Annotated in this window: 14 protein-coding genes; 11 read left to right on the top strand and 3 right to left on the bottom strand. The window is 73.1% G+C overall.

Annotated features, from left to right (window positions below):
- Positions 1–198: 198 nt before the first annotated feature.
- The 3 genes from ACYVGT_RS01110 (at position 199) to ACYVGT_RS01100 (ending at position 2,637) form a co-directional block, all read left to right on the top strand.
- Positions 199–483 (top strand): hypothetical protein, encoded by a 285-nt coding sequence (locus tag ACYVGT_RS01110; RefSeq protein WP_460854427.1) that lies wholly within the window; start codon positions 199–201, stop codon positions 481–483.
- On the top strand, positions 480–1,748 hold the full coding sequence (locus ACYVGT_RS01105) for an amidase family protein (protein WP_460854426.1): 1,269 nt from the start codon (positions 480–482) through the stop codon (positions 1,746–1,748). Before ACYVGT_RS01110 ends, ACYVGT_RS01105 begins: the two co-directional genes overlap by 4 nt.
- 142 nt (positions 1,749–1,890) lie before the next feature.
- On the top strand, positions 1,891–2,637 hold the full coding sequence (locus ACYVGT_RS01100; RefSeq protein WP_460854425.1) for a response regulator transcription factor: 747 nt from the start codon (positions 1,891–1,893) through the stop codon (positions 2,635–2,637).
- A 160-nt stretch (positions 2,638–2,797) separates the two neighbouring features.
- Here ACYVGT_RS01100 and ACYVGT_RS01095 read toward each other — a convergent pair whose 3' ends face one another.
- Positions 2,798–4,183, bottom strand: a complete 1,386-nt coding sequence (locus ACYVGT_RS01095; RefSeq protein WP_460854424.1) for an MFS transporter — start codon at positions 4,181–4,183, stop codon at positions 2,798–2,800.
- A 326-nt stretch (positions 4,184–4,509) separates the two neighbouring features.
- Here ACYVGT_RS01095 and ACYVGT_RS01090 point away from each other — a divergent pair, with 326 nt between their 5' ends.
- From ACYVGT_RS01090 to ACYVGT_RS01065, 6 genes are all read left to right on the top strand, one after another.
- Positions 4,510–5,613: a mandelate racemase/muconate lactonizing enzyme family protein gene (locus ACYVGT_RS01090; RefSeq protein WP_460854423.1), complete on the top strand. Its 1,104-nt coding sequence runs from the start codon at positions 4,510–4,512 to the stop codon at positions 5,611–5,613.
- Between the two features lie 54 nt (positions 5,614–5,667).
- A complete protein-coding gene (gene catA, locus ACYVGT_RS01085; protein ID WP_460854422.1) occupies positions 5,668–6,537 on the top strand; it encodes a catechol 1,2-dioxygenase in 870 nt (289 codons plus the stop codon).
- Positions 6,537–6,812, top strand: a complete 276-nt coding sequence (gene catC, locus ACYVGT_RS01080; protein WP_460854421.1) for a muconolactone Delta-isomerase — start codon at positions 6,537–6,539, stop codon at positions 6,810–6,812. The genes catA and catC overlap by 1 nt, the downstream gene beginning before the upstream one ends.
- Positions 6,813–6,957: 145 nt before the next feature.
- The gene (locus tag ACYVGT_RS01075; protein ID WP_460854622.1) at positions 6,958–7,317 is read left to right on the top strand and encodes an MmyB family transcriptional regulator; all 360 of its coding nucleotides are present in this window, start codon (positions 6,958–6,960) and stop codon (positions 7,315–7,317) included.
- Between the two features lie 140 nt (positions 7,318–7,457).
- A complete protein-coding gene (locus ACYVGT_RS01070) occupies positions 7,458–7,958 on the top strand; it encodes a DUF1801 domain-containing protein (protein WP_460854420.1) in 501 nt (166 codons plus the stop codon).
- On the top strand, positions 7,955–8,710 hold the full coding sequence (locus ACYVGT_RS01065) for a VOC family protein (protein WP_460854419.1): 756 nt from the start codon (positions 7,955–7,957) through the stop codon (positions 8,708–8,710). The genes ACYVGT_RS01070 and ACYVGT_RS01065 overlap by 4 nt, the downstream gene beginning before the upstream one ends.
- 102 nt (positions 8,711–8,812) lie before the next feature.
- Here ACYVGT_RS01065 and ACYVGT_RS01060 read toward each other — a convergent pair whose 3' ends face one another.
- Both ACYVGT_RS01060 and ACYVGT_RS01055 read right to left on the bottom strand, forming a co-directional pair.
- The gene (locus tag ACYVGT_RS01060; protein WP_460854418.1) at positions 8,813–9,844 is read right to left on the bottom strand and encodes an SMP-30/gluconolactonase/LRE family protein; all 1,032 of its coding nucleotides are present in this window, start codon (positions 9,842–9,844) and stop codon (positions 8,813–8,815) included.
- 8 nt (positions 9,845–9,852) lie between these two features.
- Positions 9,853–11,664 carry a flavin-containing monooxygenase gene (locus ACYVGT_RS01055; protein ID WP_460854417.1) on the bottom strand — a complete coding sequence of 604 codons (1,812 nt, stop codon included), beginning with the start codon at positions 11,662–11,664 and terminating at the stop codon, positions 9,853–9,855.
- Between the two features lie 164 nt (positions 11,665–11,828).
- On the opposite strand from ACYVGT_RS01055, the gene ACYVGT_RS01050 reads away from it, so the two are divergent.
- A complete protein-coding gene (locus ACYVGT_RS01050; protein ID WP_460854416.1) occupies positions 11,829–12,305 on the top strand; it encodes a MarR family winged helix-turn-helix transcriptional regulator in 477 nt (158 codons plus the stop codon).
- 355 nt (positions 12,306–12,660) lie between these two features.
- Complete coding sequence (locus ACYVGT_RS01045; RefSeq protein ID WP_460854415.1) at positions 12,661–13,140, top strand: hypothetical protein; 480 nt, start codon at positions 12,661–12,663, stop codon at positions 13,138–13,140.
- Positions 13,141–13,160: the final 20 nt, after the last annotated feature.

Raw genomic sequence — 13,160 nt, 5'->3', positions numbered from 1 at the left:
CCTCACTCCGGCGCGGGGAACTCTCGATACCGGGCCGGGTCCCCGCCGCGTACGGTCGCGATATCCGACACGCCCGAAGGCGCCGGCGCCGTGCACCGCGGCCGCCCCGACCGCGGTCCGGCCCCGGCCCGACCGGCCGGCTCCGCTCCCGCGGACCCGGCCAGCCCTCCCGGCATCCCACCGCTCAGGAGTTCTGCAATGCCCCCACGCCCCTCCGACTGGAACGCCTCCCGGATGTCGCTCACCTGCTACAACGACAACCACGGCTACGGCTGGCGGCACGTCGACCTCTTCGTGCACGACGCCGAGGGCCGCGAACTGAACTGGGTGCACTGGCAGGTGCCCGCGGACGGCCCCGATGCCGCCGACCAGGCCACGGCGCGGGTCGAGCCGCAGCTGCGGCGCACCTCGGAGTGGCGGCACGCGGTCTCGGCCGGCGGGGTCGACTACTGGACCGCCGACGCCGCGTGGGACCAGTCGTGACGGCCGCCCACTGGTCGCCCTGGCCGCTGCGCGGGCTCGTCGGGGACCTGCAGTCGGGAGCCGCCTCCCCCGCCGGCGCCGCTGCGCGCGCCCGGTCCAGGGTCGGCGCGACAGAGCCCGACCTGCAGGCGTGGACCGTCCCACCAGGCCCGTCCGGTGCGCCGGACTCACCCGGCGGCGCACTGCACGGCGTGCCGCTGGGCGTCAAGGACATCATCGACGTTGCGGGGATGCCCACCCGCTGCGGGTCTCCACTGCGCGCCGATGCGGCGCCGGCCGGGGCAGACGCCGCCATCGTCGCCGCGTGGCGGCGCGCCGGCGCGGCGCCCGCGGGCAAGACCGCCACCACCGAGTTCGCGTTCTTCGCCCCCGCGCCCACCCGCAACCCGGTCGCCACCGCGCACACCCCGGGCGGCTCCTCCAGCGGTTCGGCCGCGGCGGTCGCCGCCGGGCAGGTGCCACTGGCGCTGGGCTCCCAGACCGCCGGCTCGGTGATCCGGCCGGCGTCGTTCTGCGGTGTCGCCGCGCTGGTGATGACGCACGGCCGCTTCCCCACCAGCGGGGTGGTCGGCCTCAGCCCGAGCCTGGACAGCCACGGCGTCTACGCCGCCGGCGTCTCCGACCTGGCCCTGGCCTGGTCGGCGCTGACCGGGGGCCGCGACGTCGGCCTCGCCGCGCAGCGCCCGCCGCGGGTGCTGCTGTGGGGGGCCGGCCCGCTCGGCGCGGTGCAGCCGGCCATGCGGCGGGCGCTGGAGACGGCGGCGGACCGGCTGGAGCAGGCCGGCGCCCGCGTGCAGCCGATGCCCGCGGAGGCGGAGCGCCTGGTGGCCGAGCTGGCCGCCGCCCACCCGGTCGTGATGGCCTATGAAGCAGCGCGGGAACGCGCCGCCGAACTCGCCCGGGCCGACCGGCTCAGCGAGCAACTGGCCGGGCTGCTGCGCACCGGCGCCGCGACGCCGGAGGCGGACTACGCCGCGGCGTCCGCCCTGGCCGACCGGGCCCGCGCCCGCATCGCAGCCCTGCTGGCCGGCCACGACGCGATCCTCGGCCCCGCCGCGCCCGGCGCGGCTCCGCTCCGATCGGAGGGCACCGGCGATCCGCTGCTGAGCCGGCCGTGGCAGCTGCTCGGGCTCCCGGCGGTCGCGGTGCCGGGCCTGCGTGCCGGAGACGGGCTTCCGCTGGGCGTGCAGCTGGTCGGGCGCGCCGGCGGGGAGGAGGAGCTCATCGCCGCGGCCCTGGCCGCAGAAGCCGCGCTGGCCGGGTGATCCGAGGGAGGCCCGAATGAACAATCGCGACACTCGTCACAATAGAACCGATAATTCTGGGAATACCGTGGCGAAACGGACGCGACACCGCCCGCGCACAGGGTCGCGCCCCACCCCGCCACCGCGCCCAGGGACTGGCCTGATGACGGCTCTCCACCTCACCCGCCCCCCGAGTTCCCCGCCCCCGCCCACCCCCGCAGACACCGCAGAGGCCGCCGGACGTACCGATACCGCGGACACCGCGGCGGTGCCCGGTGCCGCCGCCGGCGGCGGCACCGGGCCGGAGCCGGTCGTCCATATCGTCGACGACGACGAGGACCTCCGCCGCTCGCTCGTGTTCCTCTTCGAAAGCGTCGGCATCAACGCGCTGACCTATCCCGACGCGGCGAGCTTCCTGGAAGAGTTCGACGCCGACGAGCCGGCGGTACTCATCGTCGACGTGCGCATGCCCGGGCTCAGCGGCCTGCAGCTGCAGGACATGCTGACCCAGCGCGGCTACCCGGCGCCCGTGGTCTTCTGCTCGGCGCACGGCGACATCGCCCTCTCCGTGCGGGCGATGCGGTGCGGCGCGGTGGACTTCCTGGAGAAGCCCTACGACTCCCAGCGGATGCTCGACGTCGTCCAGGAGCACCTCCTCGATGCCCGCCGGCGGTTCGCCGAGCACGCGCGGCGCCGCGGGGTCCTGGAGCGGGTCGGGCAGCTGACCCCGCGCGAGCGCGAGGTCCTGCGACTGGTCATCGACGGCCTGCCGTCCCAGCACATCGCCCGCCGCCTGGGCACCAGCGTGAAGACCGTGGACGTGCACCGGGCGCGCATCAAGGCCAAGACCGGTGCGGACTCGCTGGGGATGCTGGTCCGCGACGTCCTGGTGCACCGCATCGACGTCTGACCCCGGCCCCGGAGCAGGGAGAAAGCGCCCCTCACCGTGTTCCGGTGAGGGGCGCGTCCTGATGGGCGGGGCCGCTGCCGGCGGCGCCGGGAGACCGGTGCCGGCCGGCGGCGGAACCCGCTCCGCCACCGGCCGGACCGGCGCGCGGCGGCCCGACCGCTCACGCGCGCCCGGCTGCGGGCTGCGGCTCGGGGTCGCCGCCGCCGTCCGCGTCATCATCCGGCACGCCGACCCGGACCGGCGCCGTCTCGGGCAGCGCGAGCAGGCACACCAGGGACAGCAGGCAGGCGGCCGCCAGGTAGTAGCCGATGTTGAGCGCGTCGCCGGTGCCCGCGATGATCCGGTTGGCGATCATCGGCGAGATCCCGCCGCCGAGCACGGCTCCGACGTGGTAGGCGATGCCCATGCCGGACTGGCGCTGCTCGCGGGGGAAGAGCTCGGTGAAGAAGGTGTACATCGGTCCGAACAGGAAGCCGGTGCACAGGAAGCCCAGCGCGATCGCGGCACCCACCGCGGCCACCGAGCCGGCCTGGGCGATGTGGAACATCGTCAGCGCCGAGCAGATCGAGGCGACGGCGCCGCCGATCATCACCGGGCGGCGGCCGATGCGGTCGGAGAGGACCGCGGAGCCCAGGTTGGCGGCGGCGTGCAGCGCCAGGCCGAGGATGCTGGCGGTGACGATCGCCTGGCGCGGCAGTTCGAGGCCGTTCGGCGCGTCGGCGGTGGCGTAGGACAGCATGAAGGTCGCCAGGGCGAAGGTGCTGGCGTTGAGGCCGATGTTGACGCCCGCCGCCAGCAGGATGCGCCGCCAGTTGGTGCGGAACACCCCGACGATCGGGACCTGGCGCGGTGCGCTGCCCTCGGCCGCCATCATCTCCTTGAACACCGGGCTCTCGGCGACGCCCTTGCGGATCCAGATGCCGAGCACCAGCACCAGGCCGCCGACCAGGAACGGCACGCGCCAGCCCCAGCTCTGCACCGAGTCGGCCGGCATCAGCAGCACCAGCGCGAAGGCGGCGTTGGCCAGGATCATGCCGATCGGCGAGCCGAGGGCGACGAAGGATCCGTACAGCGCCCGCCGGTGCAGCGGCGCGTGCTCGACGGCGAGGACCGCCGCTCCGCTGGTCTCGCCGCCGCGGGTGAGGCCGTGGATCAGCCGGAGCAGCACGAGCAGCACCGGCGCCATCACCCCGATCTGGGCGTAGGTCGGCAGGAGGCCCATCGCCAGCGTCGCCACGCCCATCCCCACGAAGGTGAGGAGCAGGGAGAGCTTGCGGCCGTACCGGTCGCCGACCCAGCCGAACAGCACGGCGCCCAGCGGTGCCATCAGGAAGCCGATGGCGAAGGTGGCCAGCCCCATGAAGGTGCCGAACCAGGCGTCGTCGGTGCGGAAGAAGGTCTCGGTGAACACGAGCGCGGCCGCGGTGCCGTAGATCGCGAAATCGTAGAACTCGAGCGACGTTCCGATGCCGCAGGCCACCGCGATGCGGCCCGCACCGGTGCGTTCGTAGCCGCGGCCCGCCTCGGACGTGGGGATGCTCGCCACGTGGATCCCATCTGTCGAAGGTCCCGGACCCGGGTGCGGATCGGGAGGATCCCCCAAACGCTAGAAAAAGCAGCGACCGCCCTCTATAGGGGGTGTCCTGCACTCACGTGAGGAAATCCCGTATCCGGGCCGTGCGGACCGCCGGCGGATTCGGCGCTTCCGAGCGGTGCGTTCCCGGCTCCGGAGCGCATCCGGAGCGCACCGCGGCTCCGCGGCGCGTAGGGGATTCCCTTCTGCCGCCCAGGGTTTCCCGCCTGCCGCCGGCGCGGCCGCCGCGGCTAGTGTCACCGGCCACAGCTCCTTATTTCGAGGTGAGGACGGTCTCCGTGAAGATCGCGAAGGTCGAGGCGATCCCGTTCGCCATCCCCTACGCCAAGCCGCTGCGGTTCGCCTCGGGCGAGGTCCGGGTGGCCGAGCACGTGCTGGTCCGGGTGCACACCGAGGACGGCGTGGTGGGCGCAGCCGAAGCACCGCCGCGGCCCTTCACCTACGGCGAGACCCAGGCCGGGATCGTCGCCGTCATCGGCACGATCTTCGGGCCGCAGGCGGTGGGGCTCTCCCTGCTGCAGCGGGAGGTCCTCCAGGAGCGGCTGAACCGGACTGTCGGCAACCCCGCAGCCAAGGCCGCCCTCGACATGGCCGTGTGGGACGCCCTCGGCAAGAGCCTCGGCCTGGGCGTCTCCGAGCTGCTGGGCGGCTACACCGACCGGATGCGGGTCTGCCACATGCTCGGCTTCGAAGAGCCGGCGGCGATGGTGGCCGAGGCCGAGCGGATGGCCGAGACCTACGGGATCCGCACCTTCAAGGTGAAGGTCGGCCGCTCCCCCGCCGCCCTGGACACCGCCGTCGTGCGCGCCCTGCGGGAGCGGTTCGGCGACACGGTCGACCTCTACATCGACGGCAACCGCGGCTGGACCCCCGCGGAGTCGGCGGCCGCCATGCGGGAGATGGCCGACCTCGGGCTGCTGTTCGCCGAGGAGCTCGCCCCGGCCGACGACGTCCTGGGGCGCCGCTGGCTGGTGCAGCGGCTGGACGTCCCCTTCATCGCCGACGAGTCCGCCCCGACCCCGGCCGACGCGGCCCGCGAGGTCCTGGCGGGGTCGGCCAGCGCCGTCAGCATCAAGACCGCCCGGACCGGGTTCACGCAGAGCCGGCGCGTCCACCACCTCGCCGAAGGGCTGGGCCTGGAGCTGGTGATGGGCAACCAGATCGACGGCCAGCTCGGGACCGCCTGCACGCTCGCCTTCGGCGCCGCCCACCGGCTGACCTCGCGCCGGCCCGGCGAGCTCTCCAACTTCCTCGACATGTCCGACGACCTGCTCACCGAGCCGCTGCAGATCACCGGCGGCGAGCTGGTGCTCCGTCCCGGCGCCGGGATCGGCGCCGAGGTCGACCCCGGAAAGCTCGACCACTACCGCACCGACCGCTGAGGCGCCCGCGCACCGCGGGCGCTGCACCGCACCCCCACCGAAGGAGTCCCCACCATGGCCGACACGACTGCGCCGAGCGCGGCCCAGGCCCGGGCTGCCGAGTCCGGCGCCAGCGCCTCCGCCCGGTTCCGCGAGCGCATGGCGCACGCGGGCGGCGGCGGAGCCGACACCGAGCGGGTCGACCGGCTCGCCTCGCGCGCGATCGGCGCCCTCAACGACATCGTGCTGGAGGAGGAGGTCACCTACGAGGAGTACAACGCCCTCAAGGCGTGGCTGATCCAGGTCGGCGAGGACGGCGAGTGGCCGCTGTTCCTCGACGTGTGGCTCGAGCACTCCGTGGAGGAGGTCGCCAACGCCGACCGCGAGGGCAGCAAGGGCACCATCGAAGGCCCGTACTACATCGGGAACGCGCCGGAGCTTCCGTGGGACGGCACGATTCCGATGCGCGAGGACGAGCCCGGCACCCCGCTCACGTTCACCGGCCAGGTCCGCGCGGTGGGCGGCGCCCCGCTGGCGGGTGCGGAGATCGAGCTGTGGCAGGCCGACGCCGACGGCTTCTACTCCCAGTTCGCACCGGGCCTTCCCGAATGGAACCTGCGCGGCGCGTTCACCGCCGATGGCGAGGGGCGCTTCGCCATCCGCACGATCCGGCCCGCGCCGTACCGGATCCCGACCGACGGCGCCTGCGGCGGGCTGATCGCGGCGGCCGGCTGGCACGCCTGGCGCCCCGCCCACCTCCACCTGAAGGTGTCGGCGCCCGGCCACCAGAGGCTCACCGCCCAGCTCTACTTCCCCGGCGACCCGCATAACGCCGACGACATCGCCTCGGCGGTCAAACCCGAGCTCATGCTCGACCCGAAGCCGGACCCCGGCAGCGATGGCCTGGTCACCGTGTACGACTTCGTCCTGGACCCGGAGCGCTGATGCTGTTCCACGTGCGCATGGACGTGCAGATCCCGCACAACCTCGACCCCGAGGTCCGGGCCGAGGCCGTGGCGCGGGAGAAGGCGTACTCCCAGGAGCTGCAGCGCTCCGGGAAGTGGCGGCACATCTGGCGGATCGCCGGGGAGTACTCGAACTTCTCGGTCTTCGACGCCGACTCCAACGACGAGCTCCACGACATCCTCGCCAACCTCCCGCTCTTCCCCTACATGAAGATCGCCGTCACCCCCCTCGCTGCGCACCCCTCCCGCATCTGAGGGCGATACGGGCGCCGGGCCCACCACAGCTCTCCGACAGGCCCGGCGCCGGCCTGCAGCGCATCGTCGACCGCCTGCACGGCACCCACGCTGAGATCGGCACCGAGCCGCGCCAGACCCGCTCGGCCCAGTCCTCACCGGAAATCTGAGCGTCGCGGCCCGGCGCGAAGCATCGGCTACAGGTGGTTCGCGACCGGCCGCTCTCCTGCTCTGCGCCTCCGAGGACCAGGCGTACTCTCCCGCCGATGGGCGTCAGACCTGCGCGGCCTGGCCTGCCGCGCGCCGCCTCGCCGACCCGCTGGTGAACCGCAGCGAGGAATTCCACCGTCTCTTGAGCGTCCGCGAGGTCGGCCTCTGCCCGCATGAGGTGAAGCACTTCGCCCACCCGCCCCTCGGCCCGCTCACCGTCCCCTGCCAGCCCCCGCCTCTCCCCGGCCCGGTCCCACGCCTGCACGGCGCGGACACCGACTCCGAAAAGCCAGCACAAGCTCGACGACCTCTCTGACACTCCCGCCCCAGAAGGTCGACCGTCAGCAACGTCTGAAGCGCTGCACGCGGCCGCGTCCGGCGCCATCAGGTTCACGACCGCCACCGCCCATGTCCCGTCAGGAATCGAGAAGCGCCGCGCCAGCTCCCCTCGCTAGCGTGAAGGCACTGGTCAGGACAGTGACGATGGGAGCAGCGATGGCGGAGCAGGGCAACCCGGGCGGGTTCTCCGAGGTGGAGCGGACCGCGATGAAGGAGCGGGCCGCGGAGCTGAGGGCCGAGGCCAAGCGGGAGAAGGCGGCGGACAAGGCCGCGGCCGCGGAGGCGGAGCTGCTGGCGAAGATCGCGCAGATGCCCGACGGCGACCGGGAAATGGCGGAGCGGGTGCACGCGATCGTCGCGACCGCCGCACCGGACCTGGCGCCCAAGCTCTACTACGGGCAGCCGGGGTACGCGCGCGGCGGGAAGGTCGTGGTGTTCTTCCGCAGCGGGCAGATGGACAAGGAGCGCTACTCCACGTTCGGGGTGAGTCCGCAGGCGGCGCTCGACGACGCCAGCGGCTTCTGGCCGACCTCCTACGCGCTGATCGAACCGACGGAGCAGGCGTGGGAGCAGCTCACCGAAATTGTGCGGCGCGCCGGCGCAGCGGAGCAGCAGTGACCGGGCTGCGGCCCGACGCGCTGCGCGTCCCCGTCGCCGATCCCGCGGGGGCCGCGGCGTTCTACGCACGGGTGCTCGGCGGCGCCGAGGACGGCGCGGTCGGCACGGTGGTTCTGCCGAACGGCGGAACGATCGAGTTCGTGGAGGCGGAGCCGCTCTCCCCCGGCTTCGGGGGCGCCGTCATGACCGGCGCGTTCGAGCAGCCCGCCGAGGTCCGCGCGGTGATGGATACCGCTGCCGCGCAGGGCGCGCGCATCCTCAAGCCCGCGAAGAAGGCGCTGTTCGGGTCGTTCGCCGGATCGTTCCGCGCCCCGGACGGACTGATCTGGAAGATCGCGTCGGACAAGGGCCGGGACACCGCTCCCGCAGCGGCGGAGCCGCGGCCGGCCGAGACCGCGCTCATCCTGGGCGTCCGCGATCCCAAGGCGTCGAAAGGGTTCTACACGGCGCTGGGGATGGAGCCCGATCGGGATTACGGAAGCACCTACATCGACTTCGCCCCGGCGGAAGGCAGTACGCGGCTGTGCCTGATGCAGAGCCCCGCCCTCGCCAAGGACGTCGGCGCCGCCGACCGGGAAGGAGCGCCCGGGTTCGCCCTCGTGCACCGCTCCGGATCACGTGCGGAGTGGGAGCGCCTCGCATCCGCGCCCGGCTGGTCCCGCGTGGCAGGCTCCGGGCCGGAGGACGGCGGGGCCGACCCCGACGGCTTCCGCTGGGTGATCGCCCCCGCGGAGGGGGACTCCCCTGCCTGACCCGGCCCCGGCCGCGGGCGTGTTTACCGCCGGCCGCGCCGCCGGAAGGGCCCTGGCGCCTCCGCTGCCGGCCCCGAAAGAGGGGCCGGCCGCGGAGGCGGCTCAGCCGCCGTTGGACTGGCGGATCCCCTCGGCGAGGGCGTCGAAGGTGTAGATGTGGCCTCCGCTGTCCCCGCTGACCGTCATGTAGGCGTCGGTCGTGCCGGGCTCGATGGCCACGTTGGTGGCCGAGCTCAGCCCTTCGGCGTCGTCCTCGGGCACGCGCACCGTCGCGAGGTGCTCGCCCAGGGAGCTGTACACGTACATCGCCGGCTCGCCGTGGACGGCCTGGTAGAGGTTGCCGTCGGCGTCGACCGCGATCGAGTCGATCTGGCTGGTGCCGCCGTCGAAGTGGATCGCGGTATGCGAGGTGGCCACCTCGGTCCCGTCCTCGGCCAGCCGGTAGTGGTCGACGCGGTTGGCGCCGTACAGGCCGACCCAGAGCCCGGCGTAGTCCTCGGTGAAGGAGATCCCGTTCGGAGCGGGCAGCCCGTCGGCGAGCACCGCGGCGCCGGCGGTGCCGCGGTCGAGGCGCACCACCCGCCCCTTGGACTCCCAGGCGGGCTCTTCGTAGCCGGCCATGTCGCTGATGTAGAGGTTCCCGGATTCGTCGAAGGCCAGGTCGTCGGGGAACATCCGGGCGCCCTCGACCTCGCCGTCGAAGAACACCTCGGGGTCCTCGCCGGCGGCGGTGACGGAGACGATGCGGCCGCCGCTGAAGTCGGTCAGGTAGAGCCGGCCGTCGTGCGGGCTGAACTGGGCCGAGGTGTAGGAGCCCGACCCGTCGGTGTAGACCGGGTCCACCGCGGCGGAGCCGGTGTCCAGGCTCAGCACCTTGGGTTCGCCCTCGGGCGCGGTCACGTCGACGAACCGCAGGTCCCCGTCGGGGGCGAAGACCGGGCCCTCGAGCAGGGTCATGCCGGTCTCGGCGTGGACCTCGGTGGCCCGGACCAGGTGCTCGGCGGCCAGTTCCCCGCCGGGGCCGCCATCGGCCCGGGCCGGGGAGAGGGAGCACCCGGCCGCAGCCAGCAGGAGCGCGGAGGCAGCCAGGGCGCGTCCGGTTGCGGCGCGCCGGGGCGCGCGAAGGGCATGCATACGGTTCCTCACTGCTCGTGGAGGCCGGGCCCGCCGTGCAGGACCTCGTGCAGGTGGCGGTCGCGCCACTGCTGCAGCAGCGCGTGGAAGGCGACGGGGCCGGGACTGTAGGAGCTGCCGGTCCGGCTGCCGGCTCCCTCGTTGTTGTAGTAGCCGGGGGTGCACTCCTGCTGGAAGCGGCTGTTGTCGACGGCGCACTCGCGCAGCGTCTGCAGCCAGGCCTCGGCGGCCTCCGCGGTCGGTTCGATCACCCGCGCCCCGGCCTTGCGCCCCGCGGCGACGACGGCGGCGATGTGCTCGGCCTGCTCCATGAGGATGTGGGTGAAGTTGACCGAATTGGCGTTCTGCAGCGGACCCAGGTGGAACAGGTTCGGGAACCCGGGGCTGTAGAAGCCGTGCAGGGTCCGCGGGCCCCGCGACCACGTCTCCAGCAGCTGCGCGCCGCCGCGGCCGCGCACCGGCAGCGCTCCGGTCAGCACACCGGAGACCCCCACGTCGAACCCGGTCGCGAAGATGACGCAGTCGACCGGGTACACCTGTTCGCCGACGACGACCGAGTCCTCGGTCATCCGGGTGATGCCGCCGTGGTCGGCGGTGTCGACCAGGGTGACATTGGGCCGGTTGAACGTCTGCAGGTAGTGGTCGCTGAAGGTGGGCCGCTTGCACATGTACCGGTACCACGGCTTGAGGGCCGCCGCCGTGTCCGCGTCCTCGACCACCGCGTCGACGCGGGCGCGGATCGCGTTCATCTTCCGCGCGTCCGCGTGCTCGTCGAGGCGGTCCCGCTCTTCCGGGGCCACGTCGGCAGCCCGCGCCCCGGTGATCATCTGGCGCTGCAGGCGGGCGGTGCCGGTCCATCCGTCCTGGACCAGGTCGGTTGCCGTGTCCTCGCCGGAGACGACCGCGAGGAAGTTCTCCATGCGCTCGCGCTGCCACCCGGGCTGCAGGGAGGCGGCCCACGCCGGGTCGGTGGGGCGGTTGTCGCGCACGTCGACGGTGGAGGGCGTGCGCTGGAAGACGTAGAGCCGCTCAGCGTCGCGGCCCAGGTGCGGAATGATCTGCACGCCGGTCGCGCCGGTGCCGACCACCGCAACCGACTTGCCGGCGAGGCGGTCCATGCCGCCATCCGGACCGCCGCCGGTGTAGGAGTAGTCCCAGCGGCTGGTGTGGAAGGTGTGGCCGCGGAAGTCCTCGATCCCGGGGATCCCCGGGAGCTTGGGCTGGGTCAGTGTGCCCGACGAGGCGACGACGAAGCGGGCGCGTATCCGGTCGCCGCGGTCGGTTCCCACCAGCCACTCGGCAGCCTCGTCGTCCCAGTCCAGCGAGGTGACCCGGGTGTGGAAGAGGGCGTCGCGGTAGAGCCCGAAGGTCTCGGCGATCGCCACGGCGTGCTGCCGGATCTCCTCGCCGGGGGCGTAGCGCCACCGGGGGACGCGGCCGACCTCCTCCAGCAGCGGCATGTAGGAGTAGGACTCGATGTCGCAGTGGATACCGGGGTAGCGGTTCCAGTACCAGGTGCCGCCGAAGTCACCGGCCTCGTCGGTCATGCGGATCGACTCCAGGCCCGCCTCGCGCAGCCGGGCCGCCGCCGACAGGCCGCCGAAGCCGCCTCCGATGACCAGCGCCTCCACGGAGTCGGTCAGCGGTTCCCGCTCGGACCGCTCGGTGTAGGGGTCCTTGGCGTAGTAGCCGAACGCTCCGGTGGCCGAACGGTACTGGCCCTTCCCGTCGGGCCGCAGGCGGCGGTCGCGTTCTCGAGCGTAGCGTTCCCGCAGGGCCGCGAGGTCGATGTCGTCCGTCTCGTGCCGAATCGTCGTCAAGCAGTCCTCACTCGGTCGTGACCGTTCGGGTGGCTGTTTCCGGACAGGGCCGGCCGCCTCGCGGACCCCGTCCGAGCGCGCGGAACAGCGAGGCGGCCCGCGCTCGCGAAAAACTTAGCATCACACTAAGCATTCTGCTGCGGCGGGAGCTCTAAGATGGCCGGATGCAGCACGAGGCGACTGCGCAGGGCGAACACGAGCGGGCGCGCATCCTGCGCGAGATCGAGTCCCTGAACGAGGCCCTGGACCAGGTGGTACTGCACGGCCTGCTGCAGAACCTGCTGTCACTGGACCTCACGCTCCAGCAGCTGCGGGTCCTCACCGTGCTGGTCACTTCGGACGACGGCGCGACCGGGAAGGGCCTGGCCGAGTCCTTCGGGATCTCGATGGCGACGGTGTCCGGGATTCTCGACCGGCTGGTCGCCCAGGGCGTCGCCGTCCGCACGCCGGATCCGGACGACCACCGCGTGCGGCGGGTCCGCGCCACCGCGCTGGGAACGTCGGCGGTGCAGCGGCTCATCGTGGCCCGCCCCTTCCGCGGCGACGTCCTCTCCCAGCTGCAGACCGAGGACCTGCGCGCCCTCGAACAGGGCTTCCGCGCCGTCAGTGAGCAGATCACCCGCATGGGCGGCCGCACCTGACCGGCGGCGCACCCATTAAGCCGCCGAGAAGACGGCCCCGTCGGGGACGCAGAGCGCACGGCCGCGCCCCGCACCGCACGCGGAGCCGCAGGGGGCACACCCGCCACCGGGCTTTGGCCACTACGCGCCACACGGTCCCCCCGCAGAAGCACCCCGACCAGGCGGTTCACCGCATCGGCGGGACACCGCGCAGCGGCCGGCGCACCTCCGCAGGCCCAGAATGGATTCCGGCACTGCACCGCACCGGCGGAACCGTTCCGGACTCCGCTGCTGCGCTCAGCGGTGTCCGGGCCGCCTGCAGCACGGACGCGGCGGGCCACCGAAGCGGATCTGGCTGCAGCTGAGAGGACTTGTCATGCATCGGACGCCCCGGCGCCTGTTCACGCGCATCGGTCTGACCCTCGTCCTGGTACTCGCCGCGATGCCGTTCGTCGCGTCGCCCGCCTCCGCACACACCCTCGGCCAAGCCGTCGTCTCCGACCTCGGATGCGGCTGGAAGGACGGCAGGTACACCGAGCTCACCCGCGAGGACATCTGGGACAGCGGCAACAACATGCCGCTGGGCGAGGTCTACGTGCTGTGGAGCGGCAGCTACCAGGAGAACTGCGTCGTGACGCTGCGCGTCGGCCGCGCCGACGGGGTCGCCAGCTACACCGAGGCCGTCCTGGAGCGCCGGGGTTCGAGCACCGTCACGGACGAAGGCGAGTACGCCCACTACGCCGCGGCCAGCGGCTACGCCCCCGGCACCTGCATCAGGTGGACGGGATCCATCAAGGCGATCTACGGCGGAGGGATCTACGGCACCACCACGACCGAGTGGCGATACTGCGGCTGAGCCCGCCCCCGGCCGCCTCG

The sequence above is a fragment of the Nocardiopsis coralliicola genome (genome assembly GCF_054779695.1).
Note: the sequence above shows the minus strand (reverse complement) of the source record. Positions and strands in the feature narration are given on the sequence as shown.